Source organism: Rhizobium mongolense subsp. loessense (assembly GCF_900099775.1).
In the GTDB taxonomy this organism is placed as follows: Bacteria; Pseudomonadota; Alphaproteobacteria; order Rhizobiales; family Rhizobiaceae; genus Rhizobium; species Rhizobium loessense.
On record NZ_FMTM01000018.1, the window covers coordinates 76,473 to 91,615 of the forward strand.

A 15,143-nucleotide genomic window follows, 5' to 3' on the forward strand; every position below is an offset into this window, starting at 1 on the left:
AGCCATGTCGCTATCATCGGCGCTCAACAGCGTCCAAAGCACATTCAACAATACTGCCCGTCAGAGCAGCGTCGTTTCGACGAACATCGCAAATGCCAATAATTCCGATTATGTGCGGCGCGAAGCGTCGATTTCGACCTCGCTCGCGGGCGCTCAGGTGGTTTCCATCAGCCGAGCGCAAGAGGACGCGCTACTGAAACAGTATCTGCAGTCCGACTCCAAGGATAGCGCCCAACAAACCTTGGTGAGCGGGCTCGAAGAGCTGAAGTCAGCGCTTGGCGGCAACGACTACGAGACATCGCCAAGCACCAACTTGACTGCATTTCGCGACGCGCTACAGACATTCCGTACATCGCCGAACAGCACGATCGCCGCCCAGTCGGCGGTCACCGCCGCGCAGGATCTTGCGATCTCGCTGAATAACGCCAGTGACGCCGTGCAGTCTCTCCGCGCAAGCGCGGATGCTGACATCGCAACGCAGGTAGATACGCTCAACAATCTGCTTTCGCAGTTTGAAAGCGCCAACAACGCCGTGAAATCGGCGACGGCGACTGGCGCCGATACCTCGTCGGCGCTTGACGAGCGCGAAAAGCTTTTGAAGCAGATATCCTCCCTTGTCGGGATTTCCGCCGTCGTGCGCGAAAACAGCGATATGGCGCTTTACACATCCGAAGGGGCAGTGCTGTTCGAAACCGTGCCGCGGAGCGTCACCTCCGAGCCGACAGCAACTTACGTCGCCGGCACGGATGGCAATGCCATCTATATCGACGGCGTTGCGTTGAGCGCCGGGGAAGGAGCAACCTCGGACGCTAGCGGAAGCCTGCAAGCGCTCTTGCAGCTTCGCGACGAGATCGCCCCGACCTTCCAGTCGCAACTCGATGAAATTGCCAAATCACTTGTGCAGATATTTTCCGAGACGGACGGCAGCACCAGCGCACCGGGACTCTTCGTGTGGACCGAGAGTTCTGGAGCTGCCGGCGATACGCCGACATCGTCAAACGCGATCGACGGCATTGCCGCGACGATCTCGGTTAACACCGCCGTGGTCACGAGCGCAGGTGGCGACCCGATGGCGTTGCGCGACGGAAGCATCAGCGGCATAACAGATCTGAACAGTGCCAACAACAGTGGCTTTTCGGACAACCTCGATAGCCTATATCTCGCCCTTGATGCCAAGCGCCAATTCTCGGCGGAAGCCGGAATATCGACCGATCTCAGCTTGACCGACTACGCAAGCGAATCGATCGGCTGGCTTGAGCAATATCGAAGCGATGCCACGACCGCGGCTGAAAATACCACAGCCGCCCTGTCACGATCGAGCGAAGCCTATTCCAATGAAACCGGCGTCAATCTCGATGAGGAACTGACGCTGCTCCTCGACATCGAACAATCCTACAAAGCCGCGACAAAGATGCTGAATGCCATCGACGAGATGCTCCAGTCGCTGCTCGACATTGCGAGTTAGACCATGAAATCATCTTTTGTCTCCTCGTCCGCCATGCAGAGTATGATGCGGCTCACCATCAGCCAATCCCAGGCACGCCTCGTCACCGCCTCGACGGAAGCAACGACCGGGGTCTATGCGGATATTGGCGTCTCGCTGGGTTCAGGTGCTGCTAAGAGCGTCAGTTTTTCCAGCGCGATTGCCCAGACCGAAGCGTTCCAAACCAGCAACTCAATCATTTCACTACGGATGGACGCATCGCAAGCGGCACTTTCCAGTATTCAGGACGCCGGAGACGCTTTGGTCTCAAATCTGACCGCGCTGCAGGCAAGCCAGGATTCGACCAGTGTGGCAGTCGCCCTGCAGTCGGCCAACGATACGCTGTCACAGCTCGTTTCGACAGCCAATACGTCGGTCAATGGCGAGTTTGTTTTCGCTGGAACCAATCTCGACGTTCAGCCGCTCACAGACAAGTCCGCCGCTATTTCGGACAAGATCGTTTCTGCGCTTGAAGACTATGCCAGCAGCCTCGGCAAGTCGACCAATGAACTCTCCGGCGAAGAGATCACAACCTTCATTTCCGATACCGTCGAGCCGATGTTCTCGGAAAGCGCCTGGACGGATGTGACGGAGGGATGGTCGTCGGCATCGAGCACGAATATGACGAGCCGGATCAGTACATCGGAGACGATCACTTCATCGACGAACGCCAATTCGGAAGGTATGCGCTACCTTGCCTTGGCATCGATCACCACGACCGCTCTCTTCGGCCAGGATCTCGGCACGGACGCGCAAAGTGCTGTTGCCTCCAAGGCGATCAGCTATGCGGCGCAGGCGACATCCGGGATCGTCACCCAGCAAAGCCAGCTTGGTCTTTCGCAGGAGCGCGTCGAAAAAGCAAACGATGCGCTCGATGCTCAATCGAGCCTCTTACAAAGCAAGCTTGTCGATCTGCAGGGTGTCGATGTTTATGAGGCGTCGACGCTCGTCAATAGCCTGCAAACCCAGCTGGAGACAGCCTATACACTTGTATCCAAGCTACAGCAGCTCAGCCTCGTCAACTATCTATGACGAGCCGGTCTGGAATAACGAACAAGGCCATCGGGTCGAACCGCGTGGCCGACCCGGCGTGCCGCCACAGCGAAATCTTGATGCAACATTCCTTTGCGCTTGCTTGCCGCATCGTCGATGCGGTGCCGTTCATCGGCTGCAAGTTTGATGAAAGACAAGAAAGAGCGTGGCCACGGTCGGGTGTATACACAGACGACGGAGTGCCCATCGATGGGACTCCCCACGAAATCTTTGAACTGTGCGAGCTGTTGGCCTCGTATATACGGTCTGGCGAATCCTTCGATATCTTTGAAATCTTCCACAAGATCGCGCGCCTGGATCGGCTGATCGACTGGACGCAAGGGGCTGTCATTACAAACGATGCGGCTCATTAACGAATGTCTAGCTTACTACTCGCGAACGGTTCATGAAAAGACGCCGATATCATATCCGACCTGTAAGTCATGCGCCGCATTATCAAGCGAATAGCCGCGAAGTTTGATCGCGTGCATTTTGCTACGAGGCCGGCCCCACCACCTGCGGCCTCCATCGGCTGATCCGGTCGCTTGACCAGAGCTCTGTATGGTTGTCGCTCCGTCATTGATCCCGAGGAGGCCTGGCGACGACCGGGTTAAGACGAACCGTCGAGATGCGCTTGCGCTCGCCCGGCTATTGAGGGCCGGCGACCTCACGGCGGTTTTCGCGGTCAGCTTTCAGCCTTTTCCGATTTCATCGAGCGCATTGCCCGGTAAGCCGCAAGACGCATAAAATTAGTAGTTCCATAATAACGCTTACGCCTCAAACGCTCGCTTTCGGAGCAGATTCCATTTTCAAATGCAACAGAGACGTGGTCGAACGGGCGAGGCTTATTTAAGATCGCTTACCTTAGCTTTCTCCTTATTTAAATAAAGCCCTTCTTGCTTACATAACGGCTGCGGCGCGGCCGCTTTGTCGAAATATCAGTTCCCTTGCCCCCGTTCGTCCTCAGCATCGCCTCACGGATTTGCTGCCGCAACCATGCGCAGCCAAGATCGCTGTCCGTCTGAAGCGGCCAGACCATTGCCACGGGTGGAAAAGAAAGCACCAGTGGCACCGGGCTGACCTCAAGTCCCAGCAGCGGCCCGTAACGAAGCGCAATGCGCGATGAGACGGTGGCAATCACCGCAGATGAGCGTGCCGTGGCCAATATCGACATGAAATCGGGCGCGGCCGCCACCACTTCCAGTTCTGCACCCGCATGCTCCAGAGCATCCTTGACGCAGCCATGCAGGCTGTCGGTTTGCGAGATCACCGCGTGCTGTGCGGCCATATAGGCATCGCGGCCCACCGGATTGGAAACCTTCAGCAATTGCGGATTGAAACAGCACAATACGCTGGACTGATACAGCGGCTCGCAATGGTGCCGTGAGTCCGGCAGATAGCTGCACCCCACAGACAGATCGATGACGCCCGCATCCAGCATCGCGTCGACCTCTGCCGCATCACCACCGCGGGCGAGAATGCGGATGCCCGGCGCGATATCCCGCAGCCGTGCCGTCAGATCGGGCAGCAATAGCAGTTCCACCTCGCTGGAAAGTCCCAGCCGGAATGTGCGTTGCTCGGTGGCCGGATCGAATGCGTCCGCCATCAACATGGCCGCCTGCGCCTGCCGTAGAGCCTGCCGCACCGGGCCGGACAAATTGAGCGCCCGTGCGGTGGGCTTCATCACCTGTCCTACACGGATGAAAAGCTCATCCTGAAACAGGATGCGCAGGGTGGATATATTGTGGCTCATGGCAGGCTGCTGAATTTTCAGCCGCTGCGCCGCACGGGTCACGCTCATCTCTTCCATCATTGCATCGAAGGCCACGAGAAGATTGAGGTCGAAGGAACGTAGATTGAAATGATCGATGACTTGCATGAGTGATATCGATTTGATTGCTGACCGAGACATCCTTATCTGATGGGCAGGAACTTGCAAGCCGTTCCGCACCCTCACCCAAGGAGCAAACCCATGCCATCCCGTCGTTCCATTCTCAAAAGCGCTCTGACCGGCCTGATCGCCGCACCCTTCGTCGCACCGTCGATAGCCTTCGCCAAAGCGCCCTATGCGGTTGTTCAGGCACCCGGTTTCTACCGGCTTAAAATCGGCTCCGTAGAGGTCACGGCCCTGTCGGACGGCACCGTTGCTCTGCCGCTCGCCAAGCTCTATACCAACACCAGCGAACAACATGCGCAGAGCGCGTTGAATGATGCCTTTCTGCCCGAAATCGTCCCAACTTCCGTCAACGCCTTTCTGATCAATACCGGCGAACGACTGGTACTGATCGACGCAGGCACCGGTGCCTATCTAGGGCCATCGCTCGGCAAACTCGTGTCAAACATTGAGGCGTCCGGTTATAAGATGGATGACATCGATGATGTCGTCCTCACCCATATTCACACCGATCATTCCGGCGGGTTGATGAGCAATGGCAAGCGCACCTTCCCGAAGGCCACATTGCGGGTCAATGAGCGGGAGGCCAAATTCTGGCTGAGTGCGGCAAACGCCAAGGCGGCGACCGGCATCGTCAAGCAGCATTTTGGCGAGGCGGATCAGTGCGTGACGCCATACGTCGAAGCCGGAAAATTCGAAACCTTTGCGGACAACGCAGCGCCCGTTCCCGGTCTTGGTTCCATTCTTTATGCGGGACATACGCCGGGTCACAGCGCCATCACGCTGGAAAGCAAAGGCGAGATGATCGTGTTCTGGGGCGACATCACCCATGGCGATATTCTGCAATTCGATGAACCCGGCGTCGCCATCGAATTCGATATCGACCAGAAAGCCGCCGTGGCTGCACGCGACATTGCGTTCCGGCAGGCGGTGGAAGGCAAATATCTGGTGGCAGGCGCGCATATCGCCTTTCCGGGCATCGGCCATGTGCGCAAAGACAGCACGAATTACGACTGGCTGCCGGTCAACTACGCTTAAGGTCTTACAACCGGCTATCATCCAGTGAAGCGGGCGGATCGGGCATTCGCTCAAAGAGGATCCACAATGGCCTCTTCTTCCGCAGTGACGGATGTCTTTTCGCCACTGTTCCAGCGATCTCACCTTTTGGACGAGTGCTCATCCTCACCAATCGGCGCAACGCACCCGGTTCGGGTCCACCGGACCGGGGAAGGGGTAGGGCGTTATAGGCGTCCAACACGTACAAAACCCAACCAGCTCTAGCCACTGGACTACTAAAGCTGGGTCAGTCTGTTCGCGCGAACATGGTCAATGAGCGCGCGCAGCTTGGGGGCCATATTGCGGCGGTTAGGGAAATAGAGGAAGAACCCAGGAAACGGCGGCAGATAGTCGTCCAACGCCGTGATCAACTCGCCACGATCGATGTATGGGCGAAACGACTCTTCAAACGCAAATGTGATACCACCGCCAGCGAGCGCGGTCCGGACCATCAAATGCAGATCGTTTGTGGTGATTTGCGGCTCGACGGCGACGTCGAACGTTATGCCATCCTCCTCGAACTCCCATCGGTACGGCGCAGCACTTGGAGATGAACGCCAACCGATACAGCGATGATGCACCAGTTCCCGAGGATGGCGGGGCGTTCCGTGGACCTTAAAATATCCCGGCGTCGCAACCACCACTTCTCTCTCTTCTTTAGTCAGTGGCACCGCGACCATATCCTGCTCGATCACCTCACCCAGCCGGACGCCTGCACGGCGGCTACGATGTCGAACATGTCGTCGGTAACCGTGACGTCGATCGTGATGCCGGGATGGACTTCGGCGAAGGACGCGATGAGCGGGCCGGAAAGAAATTGTTCCGCAATCGATGTTACCGCGATCCGCAGCAAGCCACTGGGCCGGGCGTCCCCTGCCACGTTCTCGAAGGCGGATCTGACCTCGGCCATTGGCTGAGACAAGGTTTCATGGAAGCGATTGCCCGCCTCGGTGAGCCGCACGCTGGAGATGTCATGAAAGAATGGATGGCGGTGGCCTATGCAGATCTCAACAGAGATCGGTTGATATGCGAGGCCGCCAACTTTTCAATGTCAGCACAGGCTTGTGCGTCGATACCGGCTTTCATGGCACGCTCGCAGTGCTCGACGTTTGGTTCGAGCGCCACGGCGATCGCACTGGAAAGCTGAAAGTCGAAGCTCGAGCCGTTGCGGGCCATATCGATCTCAGCCCCGGTCATGCCGAGCGCCTTCGCGTCCTTTTCCTGCCGCCCGGCAAAAATGGGATCACTGCGTCCGGCGGTAAGCGCGAGCTCGATCGACAGCCGTGCCCGCGCGTCGAGCTTGAAACCTGCCATGGTGGCGACCTCCTTGATCTGGACCTGGCTTTAGAAGCCGAAGTCGCCCAAGCCCGGGTAATCGTCCGGTCGGCGGCCGAGTGGCCAGCGGAACTTGCGCTCCGCCTCCGTGATCGGGTGTTCGTTGATGCTGGCATGCCGCGCCCGCATCAGCCCATCATCGGCGAATTCCCAATTCTCGTTGCCATAGGCACGAAACCATTGACCGCTGTCGTCGTGATATTCGTAGGCATAGCGAACGGCGATGCGGTTGCCCTGGAAGGCCCAAAGCTCCTTGATCAGCCGGTAATTGAGCTCGCGGTTCCATTTGCGCCTGGAGCTTCGGCCTCGGCACGATTGGTCGCGAATTCGGCGCGGTTGCGCCAGCGTGTGTCGAGTGTATAGGCGAGCGCCACCTTGGCGGCATCGCGGCTGTGGCGGAAGAATACTTTCGCCGCATCGGTCACCAAAAGACATCGGTGGCCGACATTGCATCTTGCCTGGGAATGAGCAGCGCCACTATCTATCGCTTCTTTCCGTCAAGAGCAGCGATCAACAGGTCGATCTGCGGCCATCGAGCAAACTATCCAGTTGGCGGATGCAGTCGCTCGGCAAGAGGCGCGCCGGCTCACGAGAAGCTCGAAAGTCTCTTTAACTTGCTCCATGAGGAGAGAAGAAAGAACCTCATTCAAGAGAGGCCGGTCCATGATCTGATCGTCGCTGCAACTTTGCTGCAAGTAGCCGCTCGGAGAGCCGATATCGACAAGTACAAGTGCGCCAAATGTCAGCCACTCCGACTGACGCAGCGGCTGCGCCACGAATAGGAACGACACCGCGTTCGATCTGACGATTGACATACGTGCCGATAGCGCGATGAGCGAGGCTCTTTTTGCAGGGCGGCCACGAACACGTTGCAAGCGTATGTCAATTGCGGCGTGGCATGACAAGCGGATCAATCGCGATCCTGCCCCCGCCGAACACGATCAATGCCAGCGCCATCGCCGCCCAGGGCAGATGGAAATTCGCCCAGCCGTCTGGAATGGTGAGCTGGATGATCGCCGTCATCAGCAGCAAGCCGAGCGCGGCGAAGCGTGTCGCCAAGCCAAGGATCAACAACACCGGCAGGATCAGTTCTCCGATCCCCGCTGCGGTCGCCATCGCCAGTGGAAACGGATAGGCGATCTCGTTGCCGAAAATATGGAGTTTGAACTCCTGTTCGAAGAGATATCGCGCACCTTGCGAAAGCGTCAGGAATCCGTCCCACTTCGTCAGTCCCGACTTGAAGAAGGGAATCGCGAGCGCCAAGCGTAGTGCCAGCAGCGGCAGTGAGTGTGGAACGGAGGCGAGCAGGCCTTCGGCACGCGTAATGAAGGCGGCAAGGGCAGCGCCAGAGCCGTTGGATGAGGCAGCGTCGGTCTTCATGCGACATTTCCTTCGTGCTGTTGGAGGGCGCTGAATGCGCCGAGGCTGGCAAGACCAATCAGCGCCGTTCCGAAATCGAATGCGGGACTAGCGGTCAATGCAGCCTCTGCCGCCGCGCCAAGGGTGACGGCGTTGAACAAGCAGGCCGCAAAGATCGCGTCCTGCGGCGGAACGATATGGACATTGACGGTCATCTGTGGCCGTACGACCAGGACGGCCTGCGGTCGCCAGTCGACGAGCGGCGCAACCATGTCCTGCTGATGCGCGCTCCAGATGGAGCCAACTGGATAGTCCGAACGGATCAAGCCCGCTGAAGGGTGCGGGACGACCCGCAGGTCCGCAAGCATCTCGGGCGCCGCAGCGGCAAGTACCACAAGGTCGAGCGGCGCGGAATCCGCCGCGTGATAGGCGCGCATCCAGGCCGCCTCGACGCGGGCGACATCGGGCAGATAGGCAAGCTCTCTGGCTGGCTGGAAGCTCGAAATGAAATCCGGGAAGTCGCCGCCATATTCGATGATCAGCGGAGAGGCGGGTTTGTGATCCTGGACATAGGCCCGCGCCATGGCCATGAAGAATTCCGTGCCAACGAGCCGCTCGGTTACCGGAAAGTGCTGCGCGAGTGCCTTGGTCAGCCCGACGAAGACATTGTTGCGGTAGACGGCAAACCGCGCAGCGTCGACCCCGCCGCGCGCGGTGGTGATGCCGTCCGGCACCGGCCGATCGGCATGCAGCAAAGCGTCGGCAAAGGCGGTCTGGCTGGTGACAAAATCCATGGTCACGCCGCCTTCATCCGACGCCTTTTACGGCGTAGCGCTTCGGCGGCGAGCATCGCATCCGCGCGTGCCGCCTCCGCCTGCAGGGTGTTGAAATCCGGAACGTCGTTGTCCCATTCAATCAGCGTCGGCAGTGGTCCGCTGCGCGCAAGCGTGTGTTCGTAGAGCGCCACCACATCGCTCCTGACCGCCGTACCATGCGCATCGATCAACAGCCGGTCGCCGGCGTCGTCGATGGTCTCGTCGTATCCGGCGAGATGAATCTCTCCAACACGCTCGACCGGGAAGCGGTCGATATAGCTAGTGGCGTCGAGCCGATGGTTCACCGCCGACACCATCACGTTGTTGGCGTCGAGCAGCAGGCCGCAGCCGGTGCGCTCCGCAATCGTCGCGAGGAAATCGATTTCGTCGATCGTACTGTCCGCGAACAGCACATAGGTCGACGGGTTTTCGAGTAGCAGTTGTCGCCCGAGTGCCTGCTGCGTTTCATCGACATGGTCGACGACGCGCGCTAGGGTTTCTTGTGTATAAGGAAGCGGTAGCAAGTCGTTGAGAAAGCCCGTGTCGTGCGTCGACCAGGCGAGATGTTCAGAGAAACTCTGCGGTCGATAGCGTTCGATCAAGCCGCGCAACCGCTTTAGATGCCTCTTGTCGAGCCCGCGCGCCGCGCCGATCGACAAGCCAACGCCATGCAGCGACAGTGGATAGAGTTCCGTGATGGCTTCCAGATAGCGATGCGGCGGCCCACCGGCGCCCATGTAGTTCTCGGCATGCACCTCAAAGAAGCCGACGTCCGGCCGATTGGCCAGAATGGTCTCGTAGTGCTCGGGTTTGAGGCCAAGCCCGGCGCGCGCGGGCAAGACGGTGGTGTGGATTCTTGAAGCGAGCATCGCAGTTCTCCCCGGTTTGTCAGGCAACAGCGGAGGCCCAGGTACCCAGGCCCCCGCTTGGCGGTCAGCCCTTGGTCGGCTCCAGCTTGCCCATATGACCGCCGACATTCATGCTGGTGCAGGTGCCGGCCGGCACGGCTTTCCAGGCGTTGCCCTGGTAGTCCATCGTTGAGGTACCCGCGCAGGTCGTGCCGGCGCCGGCAGCGCAGTCGTTCTGACCCTTGAGCGCGATGCCATAGCATTTCTCGTTGCCAACCATTTTCTCAGCCGGCAATGGTGCGGCGAAGGCAACTGATGCAATAGCGGTGGCGAGCGAGCCGACGAGGGTAAGGGTGAGCGTGGAACGGTTCATGGTTGATCTCCTCTTGGACCTTCCGCGTGCCGGTCATCGGCCGCGTAATCCTCCCTTCGGTCCGGCCAGGCATTCTGTTACGCATGGCAACAAACACGAATTCGTGATCGACGGTGTGGCGTCGTTGGACATTATTTTGGCCGGCGCGTAACAAAGCAGCCTGTGCGCGCGTATTGGAGAGACAAGGGGTTGAACGGCGACGTCGAAAATGAACTTGCCATGCAGCTGCGCGCCGCGATCGCAGGCGATGAAAGGGCTTATGCCGCGTTTCTGGGGCGCACTGCCGCCATCGTGCGTGGCTTCGCGCGCCGGAAGATCGTGCAGGGCGGGGTCGATCCCGAGGACGTCGTGCAGGAAACGCTTCTAGCTATTCATATGAAGCGTCATACCTGGATCAGCGACGCGCCTGTCTTGCCTTGGATTTATGCGATCGCGCGCTTCAAGCTGATCGACGCCTTTCGCAAGCGTGGCCGCCATGTGGAGATCGAGATCGGCGACATCGCCGAGACGGTCGCCCAGCCGGAGGCCGAGACGGTGAGCGACCGCGAGATCGGTCGCGTGCTGGATGGGCTGGCGCCGGGCCAGCGTTCTGTCGTAGCCGCGATTTCGATCGAGGGGCGTTCTATCGGCGAGACCGCCGACAAGTTCGGCATGACGGAGACGGCGGTGCGGGTTGCCCTGCACCGGGGTTTGCGATCGATCGCAAAGAAGTTTGGACGGAGCTGAAATGCAGACTGACGACCTCATCAACGCCCTGAAGGCAGATGCAGAAAAGCAGGCGATGCCGCTTGGCTATGCATGGTGGGTGGCGATCGTCGCCGCGACGATCATCGCAGCCGGCGTCTTCTTCGTCCTGATCGGTCCGCGCCCCGACTTCGCGGTGGCCGCCCACACGCTCCGATTCCTGTTCAAATTCATCGTCACACTTGCGCTCGCCGTCGTCGCTTTTGCGCTCCTGCGGGTGTTGTCGCGTCCCGGTTCCGATGTCAGACGCGCCGCTTGTTGGCTCTTTGTTGTGCCGATCCTTCTCGGCACTGCGGTGGTGTCCGAATTGTTCGTCGTGCCTTCTGATCAGTTGGTTACGGTCTGGTGGGGCAGTAACGTCTATGTCTGCCTGACCTTCATCCCGCTGATCGGTCTCGGCCCGCTGGCCGTTTTTCTTGCGGCGCTCCGTCACGGCGCGCCGACGCGGCCCCGCCTTGCCGGCGCCGTCGCTGGCCTGCTTGCCGGCGGCATCGCCGCAACCTTCTACGCAGCCCATTGCACCGACGATTCACCGCTGTTCGTGGCTACCTGGTATTCTATCGCTATCGCCGGACTTGCAACGCTCGGCACGGTCCTTGGCAGACGCGTTGCGCGCTGGTGAAGCCTTTCCGATTCGATCACCAGAATAGGAGATACGAAGGGGCGCCGACGCAGGGAATGCGGACGATCGTCATTTTTTGTCGACTTGAGATTGGTTCCGTATCGGCTAACGCGAGAAACCTTCCAATATCCGTGCATAGGCTTTCAGCAAAGTCGAGAGTTCCACATTTGGTGTGCACCGGTTTGTCGCTGGTTTGAACTTACAGCAACTCCAAGAAAGGCTATAAGAGCGCCGTGACCACCCAACAGGATAGCCCGTCGCCACGGTGCGGCCAAAACCAGCCTACGTCGCCGTCTTGCCGGTGTTTTCGTTAGCCGGCTATTTGCCCGTCGGGCGATCATCCGCTTCCTCACTCAGGGGCAAACCGGGTGAATATCCGCCTCAATCTCTGGTCTTTCCGGCATTCCTGTGCGCCTGGCGATAATAAGCATCCATGATGCGCTCGTAGCCTCCCAGCAACACTGAGAGCTCCGCCGTCAGCATGCGGCGGCTCGTCCTGGTGCGCTGTTGTCTTTTTGCTCGAGGGCATCCGCAAGCTGCGCGACATCCCGTTCGCCATCGGCGAGGAATTTGCCAGCAAGTGGCAGTTCCTGCCCTACATCGAGCGCGGCATCCATCAGTTCAACCGGCTCGATGTTTGCAATGTTGGCGGGCTCACTGAAGCGATGAAGGTGGCTGGCTGGAGCGAGGCGCACTATGTGGACCTGATGCCGCACAATCCCCTTGGCCCAGTCTGCACGGCCGCGACCATCCATCTCGCCGCCGCGGTGCCGAATTTCGCTTGGCTCGAGACCAGGGTGCCCGAAACAAGGCTGGGCTTCGACAATTCCGACTTCTTCCCCGTGCAACCACGGCTCGACGGCCCCGACTATCCGGTCGGCGATCTGCCGGGGCTCGGCGTCGAGGTCAACGAAGAGGCGGTCAAGGCGGAAAGCTTTCGTTTATGGGAAGCGCCTCACCTGAAGCGCCGCGACGGTTCGGTTACGAACTGGTAGTTTCATCCACCGGAGTCTAAAATGACGCATACTCCCGACATTACGCGACCTCCCAAAGACCTGATCGACGCACTGAAGGAAATCGGCGCCGCTACGGTTGCCTGCACGCTTGGATGGGCTTCCGCAATCCGCACATGGTCGGTCCCGTGCCGCAGAACCCCGGGAAGTCGATCGTCGGGCCGGCGCTGACGCTCCAGTTCATGCCGCAGCGACCGGACCTCTTCACCGAGGGAGAATATGCCGATCCGGAGACGCAGTTGCACCGGCACGTGCTCTATCACGCGCAGGAGGGCGATGTGGTCGTGGTCGACGCGCGCGGCGATATGAGCTCGGGCGTCTTTGGCGATATGATGTCGACGTATTTCAAAGGCAGAGGCGGCGCTGGCATCGTAATCGACGGGTGCATGCGCGATCGGCCCAATGTCGAGAAGCTAGATCTCCCCCTATGGCTGCGTGGCTGGACTCCCAACTACCATGTGCAGACCAGCATCTATCCCAATGCCGTCAACGTTCCGATTGCCTGCGGCGGTGTCACGGTCATCCCCGGCGACATCATCGTCGCCGACGACGACGGAGTGGTGGTGCTTCCGGTCGCAATGGCCTCGAAGGTAATCGAAGAGTCGCAAAAGCATCACGATTGGGAGGAATTCTCGCGAGTGAAGCTTATGGAGGGCGGGTCGTTGCAGCGCTACTATCCGCTGCATGACGATGCCCGCGGAAAGTACGAAGAGTGGCGAAAAACAAACCGGTTGGAGAACCGAAATTAGCCTATCGATTACCCGAGGCGGGCGGCGAACCTTTTGGGTTATCGCTGGCGTTTATGCGGTGGTGCACGGATCATTTAGCGGTGATGGAATAACAGGGGTGATCGAAACAGACCAGATTGCGGATAACCTGTCTCGTTATCGGGTCGAGGTCATCGAGGTCATTGGCCATACCGACGAGCAGCCGCTGGCCCGGACGAGTCCCAATCTCGACCAACGTTCATCGCTGTCTTGGACAGTAGATTGCCAATCACTGCCCTTGAGCCGGCGGACAAGGCCGGGCTGGGATTGGCACGGGCGATCGCCGTCGCGAATACCCTCAAGGCGAACCCAAAACTGAGTGAAGCAACTGTGCTTCCGTCCGCGGCGCAATTGATACCTCCGGGCGATACCGTCACTGCAGGGCAGGCAGGAAATGTCGACGCCCGACGACGCATCGAAATCAGGATCCGGAGACGGGCTCAGTCCCTCTCTCCGTGATCAATGGCCCCATTGCGGCGGCCGCCATCCGGCTTTCAGCGCCTGGGCTTCATCACAAAACCAGCGCTCGCCTTTCTTGGTATCGACCTTGGTGCGGTCGTACCAAGGAGACCATGGCGCATTGTAGATATGGCCGTTCTCGGAGATGTTGCCTTTGATGGGGCCAGCCCTTCGGCGCTTGTTGCTCGGCCACGTGCCATCTCGCTGCGCGATAATCCTATGCCGGGATCGTCGAAGCCTGCCAAATGCCTAATTGCTCGCTGTGGGCCCTATCCTCGAGTGTGACGTAGTCGGTGGAGTATTTTCCGAATGCCCATGCGTTGCCTGACGCGACCATTTCGGCATTGATCTCACGCTGGCCGACACGACATACACCCAGTTGTCGTTCATAGATGTCCGCTCCGCGGTCATCGCAGACGACGTCTCCCGATGCCACCAATTCTTCCATCGCTGCAAAATTAGTGTGGAACTACGCCAGCTCCTCCTACTTCGTCGCGGTGGCCGAGGAACTGCATTTCGGCCGGGCAGCCGCTAAGGTGGGCATCGCCCAATCGGCGGAGCCGGAATGGCAGCCTCCGAGGCCCGATCCAAGACACGATCTTTCTCTTCGTGAGCGCTGGCAGGCGCGACGCCGTCCGTGGCCCGGCTCCTCGAGATGGGTCTATCTCCACCGCGAGCGCTCCTGCCGGCCGCTTTGCTCCGCGCGGCAATCACGCAAGACCGTCTCCGGGAGGGCCCACATGGCAGCAAGATAGGTCGCGAAGAGGCGCTGAGATTGGGATCAGAGCCTGGACCTCATCGAACAAAGTAAAACTCCACCGTTGGCGGCCTGGGGACATCGATACCCTGGGGCCAGCCGTTTAAGGTTTGAGATCGAGCAGAGCGCGACCGCTTCCATCCATGGCGAATGGCACGGATGTATGTTGGTGAGACACCATCCAGCGGCCATCGCGCTTCACCAGGCCAAGGGTTTGACGAAACCAAAGATCGACCTCGGTGCCGTCAGTCTTAGTTCCCGTCATGCGCGTCAGACCACTCCAGAAAGCAACGTCTCCGCCGACCGTTAGCTTGGCATCGCAAACATCGCCACCGATCGGACCTTCCCAGGTATTGAACCACGCCTGCAGGCCTGCCTCGTCCTTGCCGTGATAGACGAGCGGCGGTGCCAGCGAAAACTCGACCGAATCCTCGGTTTCGTAGGAAAGTGCGCCCTTGGCATCTTTTTCGCCGAGCGCGGAAGCGCGCATCGTCAGCATGGCGATAATCGCCTCTTCTTCGATATTGACTTTGGTTTCGTTGCTCATTGACCGTTCTCCTGTGCTGTTCAAGCAGAGGACGAACGG

Annotated in this window: 14 protein-coding genes and 7 pseudogenes; 11 read left to right on the forward strand and 10 right to left on the reverse strand. The window is 59.3% G+C overall.

The window, feature by feature from the left end; all coding sequences use genetic code 11:
- Window positions 1-4 precede the first annotated feature (4 nt).
- The 4 genes and pseudogenes from flgK to BLP23_RS31200 form a co-directional block, all read left to right on the forward strand.
- The gene (gene flgK / locus BLP23_RS31185) at window positions 5-1,465 is read left to right on the forward strand and encodes a flagellar hook-associated protein FlgK (protein ID WP_092588560.1); all 1,461 of its coding nucleotides are present in this window, start codon (window positions 5-7) and stop codon (window positions 1,463-1,465) included.
- Window positions 1,466-1,468: 3 nt separating this feature from the next.
- Window positions 1,469-2,515, forward strand: coding sequence for a flagellar hook-associated family protein (locus BLP23_RS31190; protein WP_092588561.1), 1,047 nt, complete (start codon window positions 1,469-1,471; stop codon window positions 2,513-2,515).
- Window positions 2,516-2,595: 80 nt separating this feature from the next.
- Window positions 2,596-2,889 carry a hypothetical protein gene (locus tag BLP23_RS31195; protein WP_233426880.1) on the forward strand — a complete coding sequence of 98 codons (294 nt, stop codon included), beginning with the start codon at window positions 2,596-2,598 and terminating at the stop codon, window positions 2,887-2,889.
- 69 nt (window positions 2,890-2,958) lie between these two features.
- Window positions 2,959-3,196 (forward strand): annotated as a pseudogene (locus BLP23_RS31200) (IS110 family transposase); the annotation flags it as partial.
- Window positions 3,197-3,395: 199 nt separating this feature from the next.
- On the opposite strand, the gene BLP23_RS31205 reads toward BLP23_RS31200, so the two are convergent.
- The gene (locus BLP23_RS31205) at window positions 3,396-4,394 is read right to left on the reverse strand and encodes a LysR family transcriptional regulator (protein ID WP_092588562.1); all 999 of its coding nucleotides are present in this window, start codon (window positions 4,392-4,394) and stop codon (window positions 3,396-3,398) included.
- A 93-nt stretch (window positions 4,395-4,487) separates the two neighbouring features.
- On the opposite strand from BLP23_RS31205, the gene BLP23_RS31210 reads away from it, so the two are divergent.
- The gene (locus tag BLP23_RS31210; RefSeq protein ID WP_092588563.1) at window positions 4,488-5,447 is read left to right on the forward strand and encodes an MBL fold metallo-hydrolase; all 960 of its coding nucleotides are present in this window, start codon (window positions 4,488-4,490) and stop codon (window positions 5,445-5,447) included.
- Window positions 5,448-5,701: 254 nt separating this feature from the next.
- Here BLP23_RS31210 and BLP23_RS31215 read toward each other — a convergent pair.
- From BLP23_RS31215 to BLP23_RS31225, 3 genes and pseudogenes are all read right to left on the reverse strand, one after another.
- Window positions 5,702-6,429, reverse strand: a pseudogene (locus BLP23_RS31215) (LysR substrate-binding domain-containing protein); the annotation flags it as partial.
- Between the two features lie 32 nt (window positions 6,430-6,461).
- Complete coding sequence (locus tag BLP23_RS31220) at window positions 6,462-6,779, reverse strand: hypothetical protein (RefSeq protein WP_233426881.1); 318 nt, start codon at window positions 6,777-6,779, stop codon at window positions 6,462-6,464.
- 30 nt (window positions 6,780-6,809) lie between these two features.
- Window positions 6,810-7,195: pseudogene (locus BLP23_RS31225) on the reverse strand (DUF1348 family protein); the annotation flags it as partial.
- Window positions 7,196-7,237: 42 nt separating this feature from the next.
- Between BLP23_RS31225 and BLP23_RS31230 the strand changes: the two are divergent.
- Window positions 7,238-7,582 (forward strand): TetR family transcriptional regulator, encoded by a 345-nt coding sequence (locus tag BLP23_RS31230; RefSeq protein ID WP_233426882.1) that lies wholly within the window; start codon window positions 7,238-7,240, stop codon window positions 7,580-7,582.
- Between the two features lie 100 nt (window positions 7,583-7,682).
- Here the strand turns inward: BLP23_RS31230 and BLP23_RS31235 are convergent, their stop codons facing one another.
- From BLP23_RS31235 to BLP23_RS31250, 4 genes are all read right to left on the reverse strand, one after another.
- Window positions 7,683-8,180 (reverse strand): DoxX family protein, encoded by a 498-nt coding sequence (locus tag BLP23_RS31235; RefSeq protein WP_092588564.1) that lies wholly within the window; start codon window positions 8,178-8,180, stop codon window positions 7,683-7,685.
- On the reverse strand, window positions 8,177-8,953 hold the full coding sequence (locus BLP23_RS31240; RefSeq protein ID WP_092588565.1) for an HvfC/BufC N-terminal domain-containing protein: 777 nt from the start codon (window positions 8,951-8,953) through the stop codon (window positions 8,177-8,179). Before BLP23_RS31240 ends, BLP23_RS31235 begins: the two co-directional genes overlap by 4 nt.
- Window positions 8,954-8,955: 2 nt before the next feature.
- Window positions 8,956-9,843, reverse strand: a complete 888-nt coding sequence (gene bufB, locus BLP23_RS31245; RefSeq protein ID WP_092588566.1) for an MNIO family bufferin maturase — start codon at window positions 9,841-9,843, stop codon at window positions 8,956-8,958.
- A 64-nt stretch (window positions 9,844-9,907) separates the two neighbouring features.
- A complete protein-coding gene (locus BLP23_RS31250) occupies window positions 9,908-10,195 on the reverse strand; it encodes a BufA1 family periplasmic bufferin-type metallophore (protein ID WP_092588567.1) in 288 nt (95 codons plus the stop codon).
- Between the two features lie 219 nt (window positions 10,196-10,414).
- On the opposite strand from BLP23_RS31250, the gene BLP23_RS31255 reads away from it, so the two are divergent.
- From BLP23_RS31255 to BLP23_RS34840, 5 genes and pseudogenes are all read left to right on the forward strand, one after another.
- The gene (locus BLP23_RS31255; protein WP_407691822.1) at window positions 10,415-10,921 is read left to right on the forward strand and encodes a sigma-70 family RNA polymerase sigma factor; all 507 of its coding nucleotides are present in this window, start codon (window positions 10,415-10,417) and stop codon (window positions 10,919-10,921) included.
- 1 nt (window position 10,922) lies between these two features.
- A complete protein-coding gene (locus BLP23_RS31260) occupies window positions 10,923-11,561 on the forward strand; it encodes an NrsF family protein (protein WP_092588569.1) in 639 nt (212 codons plus the stop codon).
- Between the two features lie 527 nt (window positions 11,562-12,088).
- A pseudogene (locus BLP23_RS31265) lies at window positions 12,089-12,556 on the forward strand (enolase C-terminal domain-like protein); the annotation flags it as partial.
- Window positions 12,557-12,577: 21 nt separating this feature from the next.
- Window positions 12,578-13,323, forward strand: a pseudogene (locus BLP23_RS31270) (ribonuclease activity regulator RraA).
- A 94-nt stretch (window positions 13,324-13,417) separates the two neighbouring features.
- A pseudogene (locus BLP23_RS34840) lies at window positions 13,418-13,800 on the forward strand (hypothetical protein); the annotation flags it as partial.
- Here BLP23_RS34840 and BLP23_RS35475 read toward each other — a convergent pair.
- Both BLP23_RS35475 and BLP23_RS31290 read right to left on the reverse strand, forming a co-directional pair.
- Window positions 13,801-14,254: pseudogene (locus BLP23_RS35475) on the reverse strand (thermonuclease family protein); the annotation flags it as partial. It abuts the pseudogene before it with no gap.
- A 406-nt stretch (window positions 14,255-14,660) separates the two neighbouring features.
- A complete protein-coding gene (locus tag BLP23_RS31290; protein WP_092588570.1) occupies window positions 14,661-15,104 on the reverse strand; it encodes a YybH family protein in 444 nt (147 codons plus the stop codon).
- Window positions 15,105-15,143: the final 39 nt, after the last annotated feature.

Coding starts and splice junctions, on each gene's coding strand:
- BLP23_RS31290 (WP_092588570.1), bottom strand. CDS start 15,104: ATGAGCAACGAAACCAAAGTCAATATCGAAGAAGAGGCGATTATCGCC.
- BLP23_RS31190 (WP_092588561.1), top strand. CDS start 1,469: ATGAAATCATCTTTTGTCTCCTCGTCCGCCATGCAGAGTATGATGCGG.
- BLP23_RS31210 (WP_092588563.1), top strand. CDS start 4,488: ATGCCATCCCGTCGTTCCATTCTCAAAAGCGCTCTGACCGGCCTGATC.
- BLP23_RS31195 (WP_233426880.1), top strand. CDS start 2,596: ATGCAACATTCCTTTGCGCTTGCTTGCCGCATCGTCGATGCGGTGCCG.
- BLP23_RS31260 (WP_092588569.1), top strand. CDS start 10,923: ATGCAGACTGACGACCTCATCAACGCCCTGAAGGCAGATGCAGAAAAG.
- BLP23_RS31220 (WP_233426881.1), bottom strand. CDS start 6,779: ATGGCAGGTTTCAAGCTCGACGCGCGGGCACGGCTGTCGATCGAGCTC.
- BLP23_RS31205 (WP_092588562.1), bottom strand. CDS start 4,394: ATGCAAGTCATCGATCATTTCAATCTACGTTCCTTCGACCTCAATCTT.
- BLP23_RS31250 (WP_092588567.1), bottom strand. CDS start 10,195: ATGAACCGTTCCACGCTCACCCTTACCCTCGTCGGCTCGCTCGCCACC.
- BLP23_RS31235 (WP_092588564.1), bottom strand. CDS start 8,180: ATGAAGACCGACGCTGCCTCATCCAACGGCTCTGGCGCTGCCCTTGCC.
- flgK (WP_092588560.1), top strand. CDS start 5: ATGTCGCTATCATCGGCGCTCAACAGCGTCCAAAGCACATTCAACAAT.
- BLP23_RS31240 (WP_092588565.1), bottom strand. CDS start 8,953: ATGGATTTTGTCACCAGCCAGACCGCCTTTGCCGACGCTTTGCTGCAT.
- bufB (WP_092588566.1), bottom strand. CDS start 9,843: ATGCTCGCTTCAAGAATCCACACCACCGTCTTGCCCGCGCGCGCCGGG.
- BLP23_RS31255 (WP_407691822.1), top strand. CDS start 10,415: ATGCAGCTGCGCGCCGCGATCGCAGGCGATGAAAGGGCTTATGCCGCG.